This window comes from Azorhizobium sp. AG788 (assembly GCF_004364705.1).
In the GTDB taxonomy this organism is placed as follows: Bacteria; Pseudomonadota; Alphaproteobacteria; order Rhizobiales; family Xanthobacteraceae; genus Azorhizobium; species Azorhizobium caulinodans.
Genome location: NZ_SOBM01000002.1, coordinates 376128 through 393052, shown reverse-complemented (window position 1 = coordinate 393052; position 16925 = coordinate 376128). Strand labels below are relative to the sequence as shown.

17 protein-coding genes are annotated in these 16925 nt (G+C 66.5%); 12 read left to right on the top strand and 5 right to left on the bottom strand.

The features are described 5' to 3' along the window. The first annotated feature begins 143 nt into the window (after positions 1 to 143). Positions 144 to 1580: an SMI1/KNR4 family protein gene (locus DFO45_RS05850; RefSeq protein WP_166657055.1), complete on the top strand. Its 1437-nt coding sequence runs from the start codon at positions 144 to 146 to the stop codon at positions 1578 to 1580. Between the two features lie 24 nt (positions 1581 to 1604). Here DFO45_RS05850 and DFO45_RS05845 read toward each other — a convergent pair whose 3' ends face one another. The 3 genes from DFO45_RS05845 to groES form a co-directional block, all read right to left on the bottom strand. Beyond that, positions 1605 to 2321, bottom strand: coding sequence for an MgtC/SapB family protein (locus DFO45_RS05845; protein WP_012170840.1), 717 nt, complete (start codon positions 2319 to 2321; stop codon positions 1605 to 1607). 211 nt (positions 2322 to 2532) lie between these two features. Continuing rightward, complete coding sequence (gene groL / locus DFO45_RS05840) at positions 2533 to 4161, bottom strand: chaperonin GroEL (protein ID WP_133864142.1); 1629 nt, start codon at positions 4159 to 4161, stop codon at positions 2533 to 2535. Between the two features lie 53 nt (positions 4162 to 4214). Continuing rightward, entirely contained in the window at positions 4215 to 4529 is a 315-nt protein-coding gene (groES, locus tag DFO45_RS05835; RefSeq protein WP_012170838.1) for a co-chaperone GroES, read from the bottom strand. A 374-nt stretch (positions 4530 to 4903) separates the two neighbouring features. Here groES and DFO45_RS05830 point away from each other — a divergent pair, with 374 nt between their 5' ends. From DFO45_RS05830 to DFO45_RS05795, 8 genes are all read left to right on the top strand, one after another. Then, positions 4904 to 5173, top strand: a complete 270-nt coding sequence (locus tag DFO45_RS05830; RefSeq protein WP_012170837.1) for an usg protein — start codon at positions 4904 to 4906, stop codon at positions 5171 to 5173. A gap of 97 nt (positions 5174 to 5270) precedes the next feature. After that, positions 5271 to 5888 carry an exopolysaccharide biosynthesis protein gene (locus DFO45_RS05825; protein ID WP_012170836.1) on the top strand — a complete coding sequence of 206 codons (618 nt, stop codon included), beginning with the start codon at positions 5271 to 5273 and terminating at the stop codon, positions 5886 to 5888. Between the two features lie 82 nt (positions 5889 to 5970). Then, a complete protein-coding gene (queA, locus tag DFO45_RS05820; protein ID WP_133864141.1) occupies positions 5971 to 7035 on the top strand; it encodes a tRNA preQ1(34) S-adenosylmethionine ribosyltransferase-isomerase QueA in 1065 nt (354 codons plus the stop codon). Between the two features lie 60 nt (positions 7036 to 7095). Beyond that, positions 7096 to 8232: a tRNA guanosine(34) transglycosylase Tgt gene (gene tgt, locus DFO45_RS05815; protein ID WP_133864140.1), complete on the top strand. Its 1137-nt coding sequence runs from the start codon at positions 7096 to 7098 to the stop codon at positions 8230 to 8232. 147 nt (positions 8233 to 8379) lie between these two features. Then, complete coding sequence (folD, locus tag DFO45_RS05810; RefSeq protein WP_208299756.1) at positions 8380 to 9249, top strand: bifunctional methylenetetrahydrofolate dehydrogenase/methenyltetrahydrofolate cyclohydrolase FolD; 870 nt, start codon at positions 8380 to 8382, stop codon at positions 9247 to 9249. A gap of 144 nt (positions 9250 to 9393) precedes the next feature. Next, complete coding sequence (locus tag DFO45_RS05805) at positions 9394 to 9789, top strand: c-type cytochrome (RefSeq protein WP_133864138.1); 396 nt, start codon at positions 9394 to 9396, stop codon at positions 9787 to 9789. A 328-nt stretch (positions 9790 to 10117) separates the two neighbouring features. After that, on the top strand, positions 10118 to 10870 hold the full coding sequence (locus DFO45_RS05800; RefSeq protein ID WP_133864137.1) for a 16S rRNA (uracil(1498)-N(3))-methyltransferase: 753 nt from the start codon (positions 10118 to 10120) through the stop codon (positions 10868 to 10870). 234 nt (positions 10871 to 11104) lie between these two features. Then, positions 11105 to 12226 (top strand): carboxylate-amine ligase, encoded by a 1122-nt coding sequence (locus DFO45_RS05795; protein ID WP_043879273.1) that lies wholly within the window; start codon positions 11105 to 11107, stop codon positions 12224 to 12226. Between the two features lie 69 nt (positions 12227 to 12295). Here DFO45_RS05795 and DFO45_RS05790 read toward each other — a convergent pair whose 3' ends face one another. Then, on the bottom strand, positions 12296 to 13144 hold the full coding sequence (locus tag DFO45_RS05790; RefSeq protein WP_133864136.1) for a fumarylacetoacetate hydrolase family protein: 849 nt from the start codon (positions 13142 to 13144) through the stop codon (positions 12296 to 12298). Between the two features lie 231 nt (positions 13145 to 13375). Between DFO45_RS05790 and DFO45_RS05785 the strand changes: the two genes are divergently transcribed. The 3 genes from DFO45_RS05785 to DFO45_RS05775 are packed head-to-tail and all read left to right on the top strand — an operon-like array spanning position 13376 to position 16238. Further along, positions 13376 to 14182, top strand: coding sequence for a UDP-2,3-diacylglucosamine diphosphatase (locus DFO45_RS05785; protein ID WP_012170828.1), 807 nt, complete (start codon positions 13376 to 13378; stop codon positions 14180 to 14182). Continuing rightward, positions 14182 to 15249: a glycosyltransferase family 1 protein gene (locus tag DFO45_RS05780; RefSeq protein ID WP_012170827.1), complete on the top strand. Its 1068-nt coding sequence runs from the start codon at positions 14182 to 14184 to the stop codon at positions 15247 to 15249. The genes DFO45_RS05785 and DFO45_RS05780 overlap by 1 nt, the downstream gene beginning before the upstream one ends. After that, the gene (locus DFO45_RS05775) at positions 15246 to 16238 is read left to right on the top strand and encodes a threonine/serine dehydratase (protein ID WP_133864135.1); all 993 of its coding nucleotides are present in this window, start codon (positions 15246 to 15248) and stop codon (positions 16236 to 16238) included. The genes DFO45_RS05780 and DFO45_RS05775 overlap by 4 nt, the downstream gene beginning before the upstream one ends. 76 nt (positions 16239 to 16314) lie before the next feature. Here the strand turns inward: DFO45_RS05775 and DFO45_RS05770 are convergent, their stop codons facing one another. Continuing rightward, the gene (locus tag DFO45_RS05770) at positions 16315 to 16767 is read right to left on the bottom strand and encodes an outer membrane protein assembly factor BamE (protein ID WP_052286083.1); all 453 of its coding nucleotides are present in this window, start codon (positions 16765 to 16767) and stop codon (positions 16315 to 16317) included. Positions 16768 to 16925: the final 158 nt, after the last annotated feature.

The window sequence follows — 16925 nt, the reverse complement described above, 5'->3', positions numbered from 1 at the left end:
GCGGGCAAGTTGAGGTTCTGAAACGGGCGTTGCCGACACCCCGCAAAACCGCCGGGTTTGCCTCTCACCGTTGCGGAAGGGCCGGTTCGTGGTGCGTGCGCCGCGTGCCGGCTCCTTCGATGATGACAACGGAGGCCCCCTGCATGACGTCGATCGAGACTGCCGTTTCCGCCTTGCGTCTGGAAAAGGATCCGAGCGAGCCTTTCACCTATTCGCCCGAGGAAATCGACGCTCTCGAAACGCTGACAGGGGTGCGCTTCCCGGAGGATTTCCGCTGGTATCTGGCGCATGTGGGCTGGCGGAAGCTCGATTATGACCATGCGACGCTCCTCCTGCGCCCGGTCGCCCATGTCTATGCGCTGGAGTTCCGGGCGGTGGAGCACGGCGCGTTCGCGCAGCGCGCCTATCGCGATTTCGAGCGCCAGGCGGCGGATCTGCCGGACGGCGCGTCCGCCTATTTCCCGTTCGGCCAGATGCGCGGCGGCAGTCCGCAGATCATCCTGACCCTCGCCATCGCCTTGCGTGGCGCCGATGCTGGCGCCGTCTGGGCCGTGCGCGCGCAGGGCTCGTCGGCGGACGACGAGTTTGCCGCGCCGGTGCGCGTCGCCGCGAGCTTCACCGATTTCCTCGCCACGGTCGGGCCCCGGCGCAAGCTCGAGGCTGCTGCGGAAAAGGCGAACGGCGCTCTCTTTGACCGTCTGCTGGCGGAGGCGCTCGCGGCACCTGAAGTGGTGCCGACGCGGGCGCCGGAGCCGGAAAATCTGATCTCGCGCTTCTTCGAGACACCGGGGGATGTCACCATCGATGCGGCGCGCAATGTGGAGGTTCTGGCGCGGGTGCTCGCCCAGCGGGTGGAGAGCGCGCAACGCTTTGCAGCCGAGGCACACCGGTTCACGACGGAGGCGGCCGTTGAGACCGGCCTGCTTCCCCCGCCGTTACGGCGCGCGCGGATCCGCTTCGACCAGCCGGTCGCCTTCGACCGCATGGATACGGTCCTGCGCAAGACCCATGGCTTCCGGGTCGTGCGGGTGCAGAGCGAGGTCGGGGAGGGGCATCGCCTCACCGAGGACTATCTCGTCCACCAGGGCAAGGACGGCTGGACCCTGCTGCGCCGGGAGGATGCGCGCATCGCCGACGTGAAGATCAGGGATGTCGGCACCTTCGCGTTCGACGCGACCTACAAATGGTCGCTCAAGAAGAAGGTGACGCCCGCCTGGAGTGAACGGCCGGCCGACATCTGCGTGCTCGGAGAAGAAGATGCGCTCACTCCGGCTCGGACGGCCTTCGTCGCGCAGGTCGTCGATCGTGCCGATTTCCGGCCGGATTTCGAATCCTTCGTCTTCGCGCTTTACCGGGATCGCTTTTATCCGGAGTTCGCCGCCATGGGCCCGGACGAGCAGCGGCACTGGGCAGACAGCTATCCCCGCCTCACGCGGCCCGATGAGATCTGGCGGCTGCTCGGCAAGACGCTGACCCTGACCATCGAGAGCGACCACACCTTCGCCCTCTCCGTACCCGCAAACTGGGACCCGGAGCACGGCCTGTCGCTGCGCGTGACCGATTGGCGCATCGCCGCCTGATCCCGGCGGAGAAGGCAGACGCGTTCAGGACTGCGTATTGGCGCTCCACGTGGCGTGGTCCACGTGGGGACGGGTGAGGAGGCCCTCCACCACGGCGTCGAGTTCCTCGCCCTCCACCTCCGTAGAGGTGAGGGTGGCGACGATCTCCACCTGCTCCTCGCCGCGCTCCACCACCTCCAGCTCGGCCACCGGATAGCTCGCGGCCTCCAGCCGCTCCTCCAGCAGGTCGCGCATCACGCCCGCCTGCTCCACCGCCGTGGTGAGGCTGACCGTATAGGTCGCCTCGATGCTCTCCGCCTTGATGGGAATGCGGTTGATGGCGTTCACCAGCGGCCGCAGCAGCGTGTTGCCGGCGATGACAAAGACCGTCAGGAGGAAGGCTTCGGCCAGCCGGTCCACGCCTGCGCAGGCGCCCACGGCGGCCGAGCACCAGAGCGTTGCCGCCGTGTTGAGGCCGCGCACGTTCAGCCCCTCCTTCATGATCACGCCGGCACCCAGAAAGCCGATGCCCGAAACCACATAGGAGATGACGCGGACCGCCTCCACGTCCCCCGCAATGCCCTGCGCAAGATCCGTGAAGCCCGCAGCGCCGATGGCCACGAGGACATTGGTGCGCAGGCCGGCAGTGCGCTGGCGATACTGCCGTTCCGCACCGATCAGCGCGCCGCACACGAAGGCCGCCACATAGCTGACCACCGTGTCGAGGAAAGGCAGGAGGTGAAAGCTTTCGATGAACTTCATGCCGCCCGATAGCCACGCTTCATGACCGGGAGATGACGGCCACCCGCAGTCAGGCTCAAGCCTGCACAAACGAAAAGAGCGCCGCTCGCGCGACGCCCTTCCCGTACTCGAAACCTGATCGAGAGGATCAGAAGTCCATGCCGCCGCCCGTGCCGGCTGTGCCGGCATTGTCTTTTAAGGACGCCGGGCGGCGCCAACGGTTGCTCCTGGATCAGAAGTCCATGCCGCCGCCCGGCATGGCCGGAGCCGCAGCAGCCTTCTTCGGCAGCTCGACCACGAGGGCCTCGGTGGTGATGATCAGCGCCGAGATGGAGGCCGCGTCCTGGAGAGCCGTGCGCACGACCTTGGCCGGGTCGATGATGCCCGAAGCCACCATGTCCACATACTCGCCCGTCTGGGCGTTGTAGCCGAAGGTGTAGGTCTCGTTCTCGAGGATCTTGCCGACCACGACCGAGCCGTCATCGCCGGCATTGGCGACGATCTGGCGGGCCGGAGCCTGGATGGCGCGACGCACGATGTCGATGCCGGTCTTCTGGTCGGTGTTCTCGACCTTCAGGCCTTCCAGCACCTTGATGGCGCGGAGCAGGGCAACGCCACCGCCGGGGACAATGCCTTCTTCCACCGCAGCGCGGGTGGCGTGCAGGGCGTCGTCAACGCGGTCCTTCTTCTCCTTCACCTCGACCTCGGTCGCGCCGCCGACGCGGATCACCGCGACGCCGCCCGCGAGCTTGGCCAGACGCTCCTGGAGCTTCTCACGGTCGTAGTCCGAGGTGGTCTCCTCGATCTGCGCCTTGATCTGGGCGACGCGGGCCTCGATGTCGGCCTTCTCGCCATTGCCGTCGACGATCGTGGTGTTCTCCTTCTCGATCACCACCTTCTTGGCGCGGCCGAGCATGGAGAGGTTCACGTTCTCGAGCTTGATGCCGAGGTCTTCCGAGATCGCCTGGCCGCCGGTCAGGATCGCGATGTCCTGCAGCATGGCCTTGCGGCGGTCGCCGAAGCCCGGAGCCTTCACGGCCGCAACCTTGAGGCCGCCGCGCAGCTTGTTGACCACGAGGGTGGCCAGAGCCTCGCCCTCGACGTCCTCGGCGACGATCACCAGCGGCTTGCCGGACTGCACCACGGCCTCGAGGACCGGGAGGAGTTCCTGCAGGTTGGAGAGCTTCTTCTCGTGGATGAGGATGTAGGGATCCTCGAACTCAACGCGCATCTTCTCGGCGTTGGTCACGAAATAGGGGGAGAGGTAGCCGCGGTCGAACTGCATGCCCTCGACCACTTCGAGCTCGGTCTCGGCGGTCTTGGCTTCCTCGACGGTGATGACACCCTCGTTGCCGACCTTCTGCATGGCCTCGGCGAGGAACTTGCCGACGTCGGCATCGCCATTGGCGGAGATGGTACCGACCTGGGCGATCTCGGCGTTCGAGGTCACCTTCTTGGCCTTGGCGGCGAGGTCCTTCACAATCGCGTCGACCGCAAGGTCGATGCCGCGCTTCAGGTCCATCGGGTTCATGCCGGCGGCAACCGCCTTGGAGCCTTCCTTGACGATGGCCTGGGCCAGCACCGTGGCGGTGGTGGTGCCGTCGCCGGCGAGGTCATTGGTCTTGGAGGCGACTTCGCGCACCAGCTGGGCGCCGAGGTTCTCGAAGCGGTCCTCGAGCTCGATCTCCTTGGCGACGGAAACGCCGTCCTTGGTGATGCGCGGAGCGCCGAAGCTCTTCTCGATCACGACGTTGCGGCCCTTGGGGCCGAGCGTGACCTTCACCGCGTTGGCGAGGATGTCCACGCCACGCAGCATCTTCTCGCGGGCATCACCGGCGAATTTTACGTCCTTGGCAGCCATTGTGCCTGTTCCTTCAGGTTGTGACGTTGTTCACGAAGCGTGCGAGGAAAGCGTCACGCGGCCTTCTTGGCGGAGGCGGACGCCTCGACCACGCCGAGGATGTCGCTCTCCTTCATGATGAGCAGGTCCTGGCCGTCGATCTTCACCTCGGTGCCGGACCACTTGCCGAACAGCACGCGATCACCCGCCTTCACGTCGAGGGCAACGAGCTCACCCTTTTCGTTCCGCACGCCGGCGCCGACGGCGACGACTTCGCCTTCCTGCGGCTTTTCCTTGGCGGTGTCAGGGATGATGATGCCGCCGGCAGTCTTCTGCTCAGCTTCGATGCGCTTCACGACCACGCGGTCGTGCAGGGGGCGGAAACCCATCGGGAACCTCCATGTTGACGGTTGGGCCGTGCGCCTGCTGGCAAGCCCGGCGCCCGTGCCGGGACTGTCGTTGAGGCGCCCACACGGCACGCCCGCCCAGTCCCAGTTGCCATCTAAGAGCGCCCCGCAAGACCGACAAGGGGGGCGCGAGAAAAAATTAGCACTCCTCTCCCATGAGTGCCAAGCCGCCCGGCTCATGGGCAGCCACCCGCGACAGCGCTGTCGCCGCGAGCACTGTTAGCAGACCGCAACCGATGCTGCGAAGATATTGATACCAAAATGGAAACCATTCTTTAGGCTTGCCTCGCGCAAGCTCCGTAGCCGACAATTCACCTGTCTCAACCACGAGGGTTCAGCTCATACGGAGGTGTTCGATGGCGTCTTCCGATTTTGCCAAGCAGATGGCCGGCTACGGGCTGGTGACCGCCCACATCCTTTACCGGATGCCCGATCACCCGAGCTTCCTCCAGACCTACATCTGGCAGAATTACGATCTCTCGCCCCGCTTCCCCGAGCTGAACCGCTTTCTCGAATTCTGGCAGCGCGAACTGGAAGGTCCGCTGCACGAGGTGCGCGTGGTGCATCAGAGCCTCATCAAGCCCGCCGAGCTGCGGGCCGTGGGCGGCATTTTCCAGATCCACTGATCTGTTCCCTATGGGAATGTGTCTGGGGGCAGGGCGCCCGGTTTCGCTCCGGGCGCCCTGACACCGCCGCTTTATCAGTGTTAAAGAGGGGGCCGTCATGAACGAGGCCCCGGTGGACCATCGCACTCCCCGCACGTCCGAACTGCTCGCCGCCGTCCTAGCCGCGCACACAAGCGAGCGCGTTTCGGTGGGCGATCTTCTGGACGCGCTGCGCAATCGCGCGTTCGGCATCAGCTTCCTGCTGTTCGGCCTGCCCAACTGCATTCCCATGCCGCCCGGCATTCCGGTGATCTGCGGCATCATTCTCGCGCTCATCGGCCTCCAGATGGCCATGGGCCGGCAGGAGCTGTGGCTGCCGCAGGCGATTTCCAAGCGCACCTTCTCCCGCTCGGTGCTGGAGACCATCGTCAACCGCTCGCGGTCCTGGATCCTCTGGTTCGAGCGCTGGTCGCGGCCGCGCATGGAGGTGTTCGCCGGGCCGACCTCGCGCCGGGTCGTCGGGGCGCTGGTGGTGCTCCTCGGCTTCGTCCTGCTGCTGCCCATCCCCTTCCTCGGCAACATGCCGCCCGGCATCGCGGTGTGCATCCTCGGCCTTGGTCTCGTGGAGCGGGACGGCGCGGTGATCCTTGGCGGCTTCTTCGCCACCGCCATCGGCACGCTGGTGGCGTTCGCCATGACCTGGGCCATCTGGCAGGGCGCGGTCGCCATCTTCTGACGGCCCTTTTCCTTCGCGCGCATGCCCGCTAAGAGCGGGCGCCCAACGCAGCCGGGCCTCTGGCGAGGCCCCTCGAGGACCCATGCGCGTCGACGCCTTCGATTTCGACCTTCCGCCCGAACGCATCGCTTTGCGCCCCGCCGAACCGCGGGAGAGCGCGCGCCTGCTGCACGTGCGTCCCGGCGCAGCGCCGGAACTGGAAGACCGCACCATCGCCGACCTGCCGGACCTGCTCCAGCCCGGCGATGCGCTGGTGGTCAATGACACGAAAGTGATCCCGGCCCGGCTCGATGGCACGCGCACCCGCGCCGGCGGCAATACCGTCGCCATAGAGGCGACCCTCATCCGCCGCCTCTCGGGTGCGGCCTGGGCCGCTTTCGCCAAGCCCGCAAAGCGTCTGGCTATGGGTGAGACGGTGGTCTTCGCGGGCGCGAGCGGCGGCACTTTGGAGGCCCGCGTTCTCGACAAGCTGGAGAGCGGCGAGGTGCATTTCGCCTTCGCCCTATCCGGCCCGGAGCTGGATGCGGCCATCGACGCCATCGGCCACATGCCGCTGCCGCCTTACATCGCCGCCAAGCGGCCCGAGGACGAACGCGACCGCACCGACTACCAGCCGGTGTTCGCCCGCGTGGAGGGCTCGGTCGCTGCGCCGACGGCGAGCCTGCATTTCACGCCCGACCTGCTGGCGAAGATCGCGGCGCGCGGCGTCTCCCGCCACACGGTCACGCTGCATGTGGGGGCGGGCACCTTCCTGCCGGTGAAGGCCGAGGACACTGCCGACCACCAGATGCATGCGGAATGGGGCGAGGTGAGCCCCGAAACGGCGGCGGAGCTCAATGCGGTGAAGGCCCGGGGCGGGCGCATCATCACTGCGGGCTCAACCGCCACCCGCCTCATCGAGACCGCGGCGACACCGGAGGGCCTCATCCGTCCCTATTTGGGCGAGACGGACATCTTCATCACGCCCGGCTATGCCTTCCGTGCCTCCGACGTGATGCTCACCAATTTCCACCTGCCCAAATCGACCTTGGTGATGCTGGTGGCCGCCTTCGTGGGACACGAGACCCAGAAGCGCGCTTACGCCCACGCCATCGCCTCCGGCTATCGCTTCTATTCCTATGGCGACGCCTGCCTGCTGGAGCGGTGAGGTTGCCATACGTGCGGCGCGCTTTTCATTCGGGCCGGCCCGTGCTCTAGAGCAGCCGAAATGACCGACACCTTCTCCTTCAAGGTCCACGCGACCGACGGCACCGCCCGCACGGGCGCCATTTCCACGCCGCGCGGCGAGATCCGCACGCCCGCCTTCATGCCGGTCGGCACAGTGGCCACCGTCAAGGGCATCTATCCCGAACAGGTGCGGGCCACCGGCGCCGACATCCTGCTGGGTAACACCTATCACCTGATGCTGCGCCCGAGCGCGGAGCGGGTGGCCAAGCTCGGCGGGCTGCATAAATTCATGCGCTGGGAGCGGCCGATCCTCACCGATTCCGGCGGTTTCCAGGTCATGTCCCTGTCCGGCCTGCGCAAGATCACCGAGAAGGGCGTCACCTTCCGTTCGCACGTGGACGGCGCACTGCACGAGATGACCCCGGAGCGCTCCATCGAGATCCAGGGCCTGCTTGGCGCCGACATCCAGATGCAGCTCGATGAATGCGTCAGCCTGCCCTGCGAGGAAGCCGAGGCCGAGCGCGCCATGCGCCTGTCGCTGCGCTGGGCGGAGCGTTCCAAGAAGGCGTTCGAGCTTCAGCCCAAGGGGCGGGCGCTGTACGGCATCGTGCAGGGCGGGGCGGTGCCGCGCCTGCGCATCGAATCCGCCCGCGAGCTCGCGGCCATGGACTTCCCCGGCTATTCCATCGGCGGCCTCGCGGTGGGCGAGCCGCAAGAGGTCATGCTGGACATGATCGAGACGGTCGAGCCGCACCTGCCAAAGGAAAAGCCCCGCTATCTCATGGGGGTCGGCACGCCGGACGACATGCTGGAGGCAGTAGCGCGGGGCATCGACATGTTCGACTGCGTGATGCCCACCCGCTCGGGCCGCCATGCGCTGGCCTTCACCCGCTTCGGCCGCATCAACCTCAAGAACGCCCGTCATGCGGAAGATCCCCGCCCGCTCGACGAAGAGAGCGATTGTCCGGCGCTGCGGGATTATTCCCGCGCCTATCTGCACCACCTTGTGCGCTGCGAGGAGATGCTGGGGGCCATGCTGATCTCCTGGGCGAACCTCCATTATTACCAGGACCTCATGCGCGGCATCCGCGGGGCCATCGCCGAAGGGCGGTTCGAGGATTTCCGCAGGGAGACGAAGGAAGGCTGGGCGCGCGGTGATATTCCACGCCTGACCTGAATCGGAGATATTCCTGGAACGAAAATTAGTTTCTTCGTAAGGTGCGTTACCTGAGCGCAGGGGAGGGGCGCGCCTTTTGGGGTTGCACCGTTCCGCCTTGCCGCCCAGAACACGCTCGCCTTCACAAGCCCCGAGGATCGCTCCGTGATCGAGACCAAGCCCATCGACGGAAAGGCGTTCGCCGCCGGCCTGCGCGCCCGCATTGCCGAAGAGGTCGCCGCACTGGTGCGGGACCATGACCTGAAGCCCGGTCTCGCGGTGGTGCTGGTGGGCGAGGACCCGGCGAGCCAGGTCTATGTGCGCAACAAGGCCGCCCAGACGGCGGAGGCCGGCATGGCCTCATTCGAGTACAAGCTGCCGGCCGACACGGCGGAAGCCGACCTTCTGGCGTTGGTGGAAAAGCTCAACGCCGATCCGGCGGTGAACGGCATTCTCGTGCAGCTTCCGCTGCCAGCCCATCTCGATTCCATGAAGGTGCTGGCCGCCATCGATCCGGCAAAAGATGTGGACGGCTTCCATGTGGTGAATGCCGGCCGCCTCGCGGTGGGCCTCGACACCCTCGTGCCCTGCACGCCGCTCGGCTGCGTGATGCTGCTGAAGCATCACCTGGGCAATCTCTCCGGGCTCAATGCCGTGGTGGTGGGGCGCTCCAACATCGTCGGCAAGCCGGCGGCGCAGCTCCTGCTCCGGGAGGATTGCACGGTCACCATCGCCCATTCGCGCACCCGCGATCTGCCCGGCGTCTGCCGGCAGGCGGACATTCTGGTGGCGGCCGTCGGCCGGCCCGAGATGGTGCGCGGCGACTGGATCAAGCCCGGCGCCACGGTCATCGACGTCGGCATCAACCGCGTGCCGAAGGCGGACGGCAAGACGCGCCTCGTGGGCGATGTGGCCTATGAGGAGGCGCTGGGCGTCGCCGGCCTCATCACGCCCGTGCCCGGCGGCGTCGGCCCCATGACCATCGCCTGCCTTCTCCAGAACACCCTCACCGCCGCCCGCCGCCAGAAAGGCCTCTGAGCCGGAGCTCAGGCCTCGGCAGGGCGCGCATGTCGCAGGGCCGCGCGGCCAAGGCGCGGCCCTCTGCCACTTGGAAGAGATCCAAACGGGGCTATATCGTGCGCCTTCGCTGCGGCTCGTGCCGCATGCTCAGAAGGACCGCACATGACTCGTATTCTGCTTGCTGTTCTGGCCCTTGCGGCCTCCACGGCGCTGGCGTCCGCCGATGCGGACGTGGCCAAGGGCGAACAGGCGTTCAAGAAGTGCATGGCTTGCCATGCCGTCGGCCCCGATGCCAAGACCAAGGTCGGCCCGCCTCTGAACGGCATCGTTGGCGCCAAGTGGGCCCATTTCGAGGGTTATGCCTATTCCGAGGACATCAAGGCTGGCGCTGCCGCGGGCAAGGTGTGGGACGAGGCGACCCTCAACGACTACCTGACCAATCCCAAGGTTCTCGCTCCCAAGGGCAAGATGGCGTTCATCGGCATCAAGAACGAAGCCGAGCGCGCCGACCTCATCGCCTATCTGGCGCAGTTCAACGCCGACGGCTCGAAGAAGTGATCCTTGCGTCACCCATACGGGTGATGTGCGACCGGCGCTGATTTGCAATGCTTCTAAAGCCGGTCAGGCGCGTAGGTCGTGCGGGGGGCGCCCCGGCGGTGAGGCATTCACCGCCTGGCGCCGTGGCGGGGGTCGTCGGCATGGCGCCCCCGCACGATCACAGCACCTTTGTCATTTCAGGCCGCTCGCACGCTGGCCCTGACCTCCCACTTTCTCTCGACATCCTCTCTTGCGCGTCTCGACCCGCCGTGGTGAAGGGCGGGACAGATGGCGCGTGCCGCGCCGCGCGATCGCTTTGGGCCGTCCTGCCACGGCCGGGGAGAGGCCGATGCCCGATCATGATTTCCGCGCCCAGCGCCTGTTCGTTCGCGAGGACCTTGCTGCGGACACCACCTTCTCGCTGCCGTCGGAGCAGGCCCATTACGTTGCGAACGTGATTCGCCTGCCCGTGGGCGGCGGTCTGCTGGTCTTCAACGGGCGGGACGGGGAGTGGCGGGCGACCCGCATCGAGGGCGGCAAGAAAGAGGTACGCCTGTCCATCGGCGGCCAGACCCGACCCCAGCCGGCTGCCGCCGGCCTCACCTACGCCTTCGCGCCGCTGAAGCACGCCCGCCTCGATTACATGGTCCAGAAGGCCGTGGAGATGGGCGCCGGCGTGCTGGCACCGGTGCTGACCCAGCACACGCAGATTCCCCGGGTGAACGGCGAGCGCATGGAGGCGAACGCCATCGAGGCGGCCGAACAATGCGGCATCCTCACCATACCGTCAGTGCGCACTCCTCAGGGGCTTTCCGCCTTCCTCGGTGCCCGTTCGGCCGACGACATGCTCGTGTTCTGCGACGAGGCCGCGCCCGTCGCCGACCCGCTCGTGGCGCTGCGGCCTGCGGCGGGCCGGCCCATCACCGTCCTGATCGGTCCGGAAGGCGGCTTCTCCGCGGATGAGCGGACGCTTCTGCATCGGCAGGAGCGTGTGATCGTCATCGCACTCGGGCCGCGAATCCTGCGCGCCGACACGGCAGGGGTCGCAGCACTCGCGCTCGTTCAGGCGGTGTGCGGCGACTGGGGACCCACTTCCGGCTGAAGTCGAAAAAGTTCCCCCTCGCCGTGTGGATTTCTGGAAATATTTTCGATCCCACGGCAACGCCAGCGTTCACATTGTGTTTTGAGGCAGAAGATCAGCGACGTGGACTGGTTTGATTCCAGTCTTTTGGGCGTGCCCCATTGCTGACGGATTTGCGATCACCCTCAGCGCAACTTCGCGCCGGTCGAAGCGTTAGTGCTTCGACTTGGCTCGCTGGCGAGCCGGGAGGTACGCATGTCCAATGATTATCGCTTCGGCATCGAGGAAGAGTTCTTCGTCGTGGATGCCGAGACCAAAGCGGCGCTGCGCCGGATGCCATCCGGCTTCTTCGATGCGCTGCGCGATCGCCTCGGCGACTCCATCACAGTCGAACTGCTCCAGTCGCAGCTCGAAATGGCCACCGCTCCGACGGACCGCATCGGCGACGCGCTCGATGAGCTGCGCGACCTGCGCCACATTGCCGGGCGCGTCGCAGCCGAACACGGCCTTGGCTTCATCGCCGCCGGCACCCATCCCACCGCGAGCTGGGACAATGTGCGCGCCACCAAGGCCAACCGCTACGACGGGTTGATGCAGGATCTGCAGATGCTCGGCGAGCGCAACATGGTGTGCGGGCTGCACGTCCATGTGGAACTGCCCGATCCGGACCTGCGCGTGGACGTCATGCGGCGGATCACGCCCTATCTGCCCCACTTCATCGCCCTGTCCACCTCCTCGCCCTTCTGGGGCTCGCGGCAGACCGGCCTGATGGGCTATCGCCTCGCGGCCTATGACGAGCTGCCTCGCACGGGCCTGCCGGAACTGTTCGAGGACAATGCGGCCTATGAGGAATACGTTGCGGCGCTCGTGGGCGCGCGGGCCATCAGCGATTCGAGCTACGTGTGGTGGGCGATCCGCCCCTCGCAGAAGCATCCGACCCTGGAGCTGAGGGCGCCCGACGCCTGCACGCGGGTGGAGGATGCGGTGGCGCTCGCCGCCCTCTATCGTTCGCTCGTGCGCTTCCTCGTGCGCCATCCCGAGCACCACCGGCATATCGGCGCGGTGGACCGAGCCATCGCCAACGAGAACAAATGGCGAGCCCAGCGCTACGGCATCCACGGCTCGTTCGTGGACCTCGCGGAACAGCGCGCAATCCAGGTGCGCGATGCCCTCGACCAGCTCATCGCCCTCGTGGCCGATGATGCCGAGGACCTCGGCTGCCTCGATGCACTGCTCCACCTGCGCACCATTCCGGACGCCGGCACCAGCGCCGACATGCAGATCGCCGTCTATCAGGAGGCCCACCACCGCACGGGCAACCGCGGTGAGGCCCTCCAGGCGGTGAAGACCTGGCTCGCCCACGCGACGCTCCAGTAACGCAGGCCGCCAAATAAAAAGGGCCGCCGGGATGCCGGCGGCCCTCATTTTCACTAGTCCAGGACAAGCTCAGAGCTTGAACGGCACGATGGTCTGCTGCTGCTCGCCGAGGCCGTCGATGCCAAGGCGCACCACGTCGCCCGCCTTCAGATAGCGCGGCGGCTTGAAGCCGAGGCCGACGCCGGGCGGGGTGCCGGTGGTGATGATGTCGCCGGGATCGAGCACCATGAACTGGCTGATGTAGGAGACGAGATAGGCGACGTTGAAGATCATCGTCTTCGTCGAGCCGTTCTGCACCCGTTCGCCATTCACCTCGAGCCACATGCCGAGGCTGGAGGTGTCGGTCAGTTCGTCCGTGGTGACCATCCAGGGGCCGAGCGGGCCGAAGGTCTCGCTGCCCTTGCCCTTGGTCCACTGGCCGGCGCGCTCGATCTGGAAGTGACGCTCGGACACGTCGTTGCAGATCGTGTAGCCGGCGACGTGCTTGAGGGCGTCCTTCTCGTCCACATAGCGGGCGCGGTCGCCGATGACGATGACCAGTTCCACTTCCCAGTCGAGTTTCTGGGAGTTCTTGGGGACCATCACGTCGTCATTGGGGCCGACTACGCAGTTCGGTGCCTTGTTGAACAGCACCGGCTCTTCGGGAATCGGATTGTTCGTTTCAGCCGCGTGGTCCGCATAATTGAGGCCCACGGCGATGAAGTTGCCCGGCCGCGCCACGCAGGAGCCGAGGCGCACGCCTTCGGGCGCCAGCGGCAGGCTGGCGGGATCGACGGCCGCGATCTTGGCAAGACCGGCGCGGGTGAGAACCTCGCCGCCAATGTCGGAGACGACGCCGGACAGGTCGCGGATCTTTCCGCTTGAATCGATTAGACCCGGCTTTTCCTGACCTGGGGCGCCGAAGCGGACGAGCTTCATGGATGTTTCTCCCTTGGGAATTATGCCGCACCGCGGACGGGCGCAGGGGCGGCAAGCTGGCCCGGAGCGCCCGTTTGGTCAATGGGCTCGGCCACGGCAGCGCCGCGCCGTCGCCTTGAAACCGCCTGCCGCTGGCCCTTCCTTCGCGGGTGCGTCATAAAAGGGATACACGACTCCGGCTAAGTCCGGCATCATGCTATCCCGTAGCATAACCGGAATGAGGCCATCCGCGTGAGCGACAGCCCTGAAGAACGCCGGTTCCGTGCGCTGTTCATCTCCGACGTCCATCTTGGGACGAAGGGATGTCAGGCGGATCTCTTTCTCGATTTTCTCAAGTATCATGACGCAGATACCATCTATCTGGTCGGCGATATCGTCGATGGATGGCGGTTGCGCGCTTCGTGGTACTGGCCGCAGAAGCACAATGACGTCGTACAGAAGCTGCTGCGCAAGGGCCGCAAGGGCGCGCGCATCGTCTATCTGCCCGGCAATCACGATGAGTTCCTGCGCGATTACTACGGCATGCACTTCGGCGGCATCGAGGTGGTGGAAAGCATCATCCACGAGACCGCCGCGGGCAAGCGTTACCTCGTCATCCATGGCGACGTGTTCGACGTGGTGGTGCGCCACGCAAAGTGGCTCGCCTTCCTGGGCGACGGCGCCTATTCGTTCGCCCTGCTGGTGAACACCTACGTCAATCTCGTGCGCCGCAAGCTTGGCCTCACCTATTGGTCGCTCAGCCAGTGGGCGAAGCTCAAGGTGAAGAATGCGGTGAACTTCATCGGCAAGTTCGAGGAAGCGCTCGCCGAGGAGGCCCGCCGCCAGAAGGTGGATGGCGTCATCTGCGGCCACATCCATCACGCCATCGAGCACGACACCCACGGCGTCCATTACGTCAACTGCGGCGATTGGGTGGAGAGCTGCACCGCTATTGCGGAGCATGAAGACGGCCGGCTTGAAATCATCTATTGGGCGAAGCAGGTGCGGGCCGCGGAACTCTCCGGCGAACCGCTCCAGGGAGCGCGCGCGGCGGCCTGATGCGGGTATTGGTGGCGACGGATGCGTGGCATCCGCAAATCAACGGCGTGGTGCGATCGCTGGAGCAGACCGCACACGAGGCATCCAATCTCGGAGCGGAGCTGGAATTCCTGACCCCCCAAGGGTTCCGGACCATTCCCTTGCCCTCCTACAACGAAATCCGCCTGTCGCTGGCGACGCCGCGCATGATCATGCGCCGCATCGAGGCCATGAAGCCGGATTTCGTGCATGTGGCCACCGAAGGGCCGATCGGCATTCTGGTGCGCCGCGCCTGCATCGCCACCAAGCGCACCTTCACCACCTCGTATCACACGAAATTTCCGGAATATCTGCGCGCCCGCGCCCCCGTGCCGGAGCGCCTGACCTATGCTTGGCTGCGCTCCTTCCACAATGCGGGCGGCGGCGTCATGGTCTCCACCGCGACGCTGGAGCGCGATCTTGAGGCCCGCGGCTTCAAGCGGCTGATGCGCTGGACCCGCGGCGTCGATGCCGAGCTGTTCCGCCCGCGCCCCGAGGCGACGCTGAACCTGCCGCGTCCCATCTTCACCTTCGTCGGCCGGGTGGCGGTCGAGAAGAACATCGAGGCCTTCCTCGCCCTCGACCTGCCTGGCTCGAAGGTGGTGGTGGGCGGCGGTCCGGCGCTGGCGAGCCTGAAGGAGCGTTTCCCGCAGGCGCATTTCCTCGGGCCGAAGGAGGGCGAGGATCTCGCCTACGTCTATTCGGCGAGCGATGTCTTCGTCTTCCCGAGCCGCACCGACACCTACGGAATCGTGCTTCTGGAAGCGCTGGCCAGCGGGCTGCCGGTCGCGGCCTATCCCGTCACCGGGCCGCTCGACGTCATCGGCCCGGAGCAGGGGACCATCGGCATCCTCGACGAGGACCTGCGCACCGCCTGCCTCAAGGCGCTGGAACTTTCGCCGCTTGCGGCGCGGGAATTCGCTCTGCGCCACACCTGGCGGGAGAGTGCCCGCCAGTTCCTCGACAACGTGCTGATCGCGCACGACATCGGCCCGATCGCGCGGCGCTATCGCCTGCTGCGGCGGCCTCGGATATTGTCGCGCGCATGAACGCGCACGCTCGTCCGATTCCGACCGCCGCCGATGTGGATGCCGCCGCCAAACGCCTCAAGGGCGTGGCCGTCCGCACCCCACTCGTCTATTCGCCGCTGCTCAGCGACATGACGGGCGGCCGCATCTTCCTGAAGCCCGAGACGCTCCAGCGCACCGGTTCCTTCAAGTTCCGCGGCGCCTACAATCGCGCTGTGCAGATCCCGGAAGAGCGCCGCGCCGCCGGCGTGGTGGCCTGCTCGTCGGGCAATCACGCGCAGGGCCTGGCCGCTGCCGCCAAGCTGCTCGGCATGCCTGCCGTCATCGTCATGCCCAACGATGCCCCCGCGCTGAAGCGCGAGCGCACCAAGGCCCTGGGCGCGCAGGTGGTCGGCTATGACCGCGTGACCGAGGATCGCGACGCCATCGCCAATGCCATCGCCGCCGAGCGCGGCGCCGTCTTCGTGCCGCCCTACGACGATCCGGACGTGATCGCCGGGCAGGGGACGGTGGGACGCGAGATCTGCGAGGATCTCGCGGCGCTCGGCCTTTCCCTCGATATCGTCTCGGCCAACGCGTCCGGCGGCGGCCTCATGGCGGGCATCTCCCTGGCGGTGAAGGCCCGCTTCCCGGACGCTCTGCCGCTGACGGCGGAGCCGGCGGACTTCGACGACCACGCCCGCTCCTACAAGTCCGGCATTCGCGAGCGTAATGCGAGGCCGGCGGGCTCCTTCTGCGATGCGCTGCTGGCGCCGACGCCCGGTGAGATCACATTCGCGGTCAACAGCAAGCTCACGGGCGGCGCGGTCTCGGCGACCGACGCGGAGGTGGCACGGGCCGTCGCCTTTGCCTTCCTGGAACTGAAGCTGGTGGTGGAGCCGGGCGGCGCAGTCGCGCTGGCGGCCCTGCTGGAAGGCCGCATCCCCGCCAGGGACAAGACGGTGGCCATCGTCCTATCCGGCGGCAATGTGGATCCAGAGACCTTCGAGACCTGCCTCAAGACGCTCTGAACGAACCTTCGGCACCCCAACAAAAAGGCCCGGAACGATCCGTTCCGGGCCTTTGTCGTTCTGCGGGAGGCTTCGCTCAGCGGGCGAAGCCCGGCGAGAAGTCCGTGGCGCTGATGAGTTGCTTGATGATGCTGAGCTCTTCGCCGCCGGTCGGGGTGGTCTGGGAGACGAAGTCGAAGACCTTGCCGTCCTGCAAACCGTAATTGGCGATGCGTGTCACCCGCTTGTCCTTGCCGAAATAGACCGCCAGCACCTTCTGGTCGGTGATCTCCGGCTTCAGGAAGGCGACGCGCTTCTCGGTCTGGGAGATGTAATAGAAGACATCGCCATTGAGGGTGGACACGGTGGAGGGCGTGCCGAGCACCAGCAGCACCTGCTCGCGGCTGGAGCCGACCGGCACCTGCTCCAGCGCGCCGTCGCTGAGCACATAGCCCCGCTGGTAGGTGCGCACGATGCCGGTGGGCGGGTTGCCCGCGGCGACGCCCATGGGCGGAAGGCTGCCGCAGGCCGCAAGCGAGAGCCCGGCCAGCGCGAGCGCGGCGGCGGTCGTCGCCGCGGAGACCCGCCGGACCGGAAGGGAGGAGGCAGACCTCTGTGCAGACCGTCCTGGTGCCACGCTGTACCTCTTAAATATGCGCCACATCATCCGAATCGGCGCCGCGAGCGCCCGTTCGTGCACGATCGGTT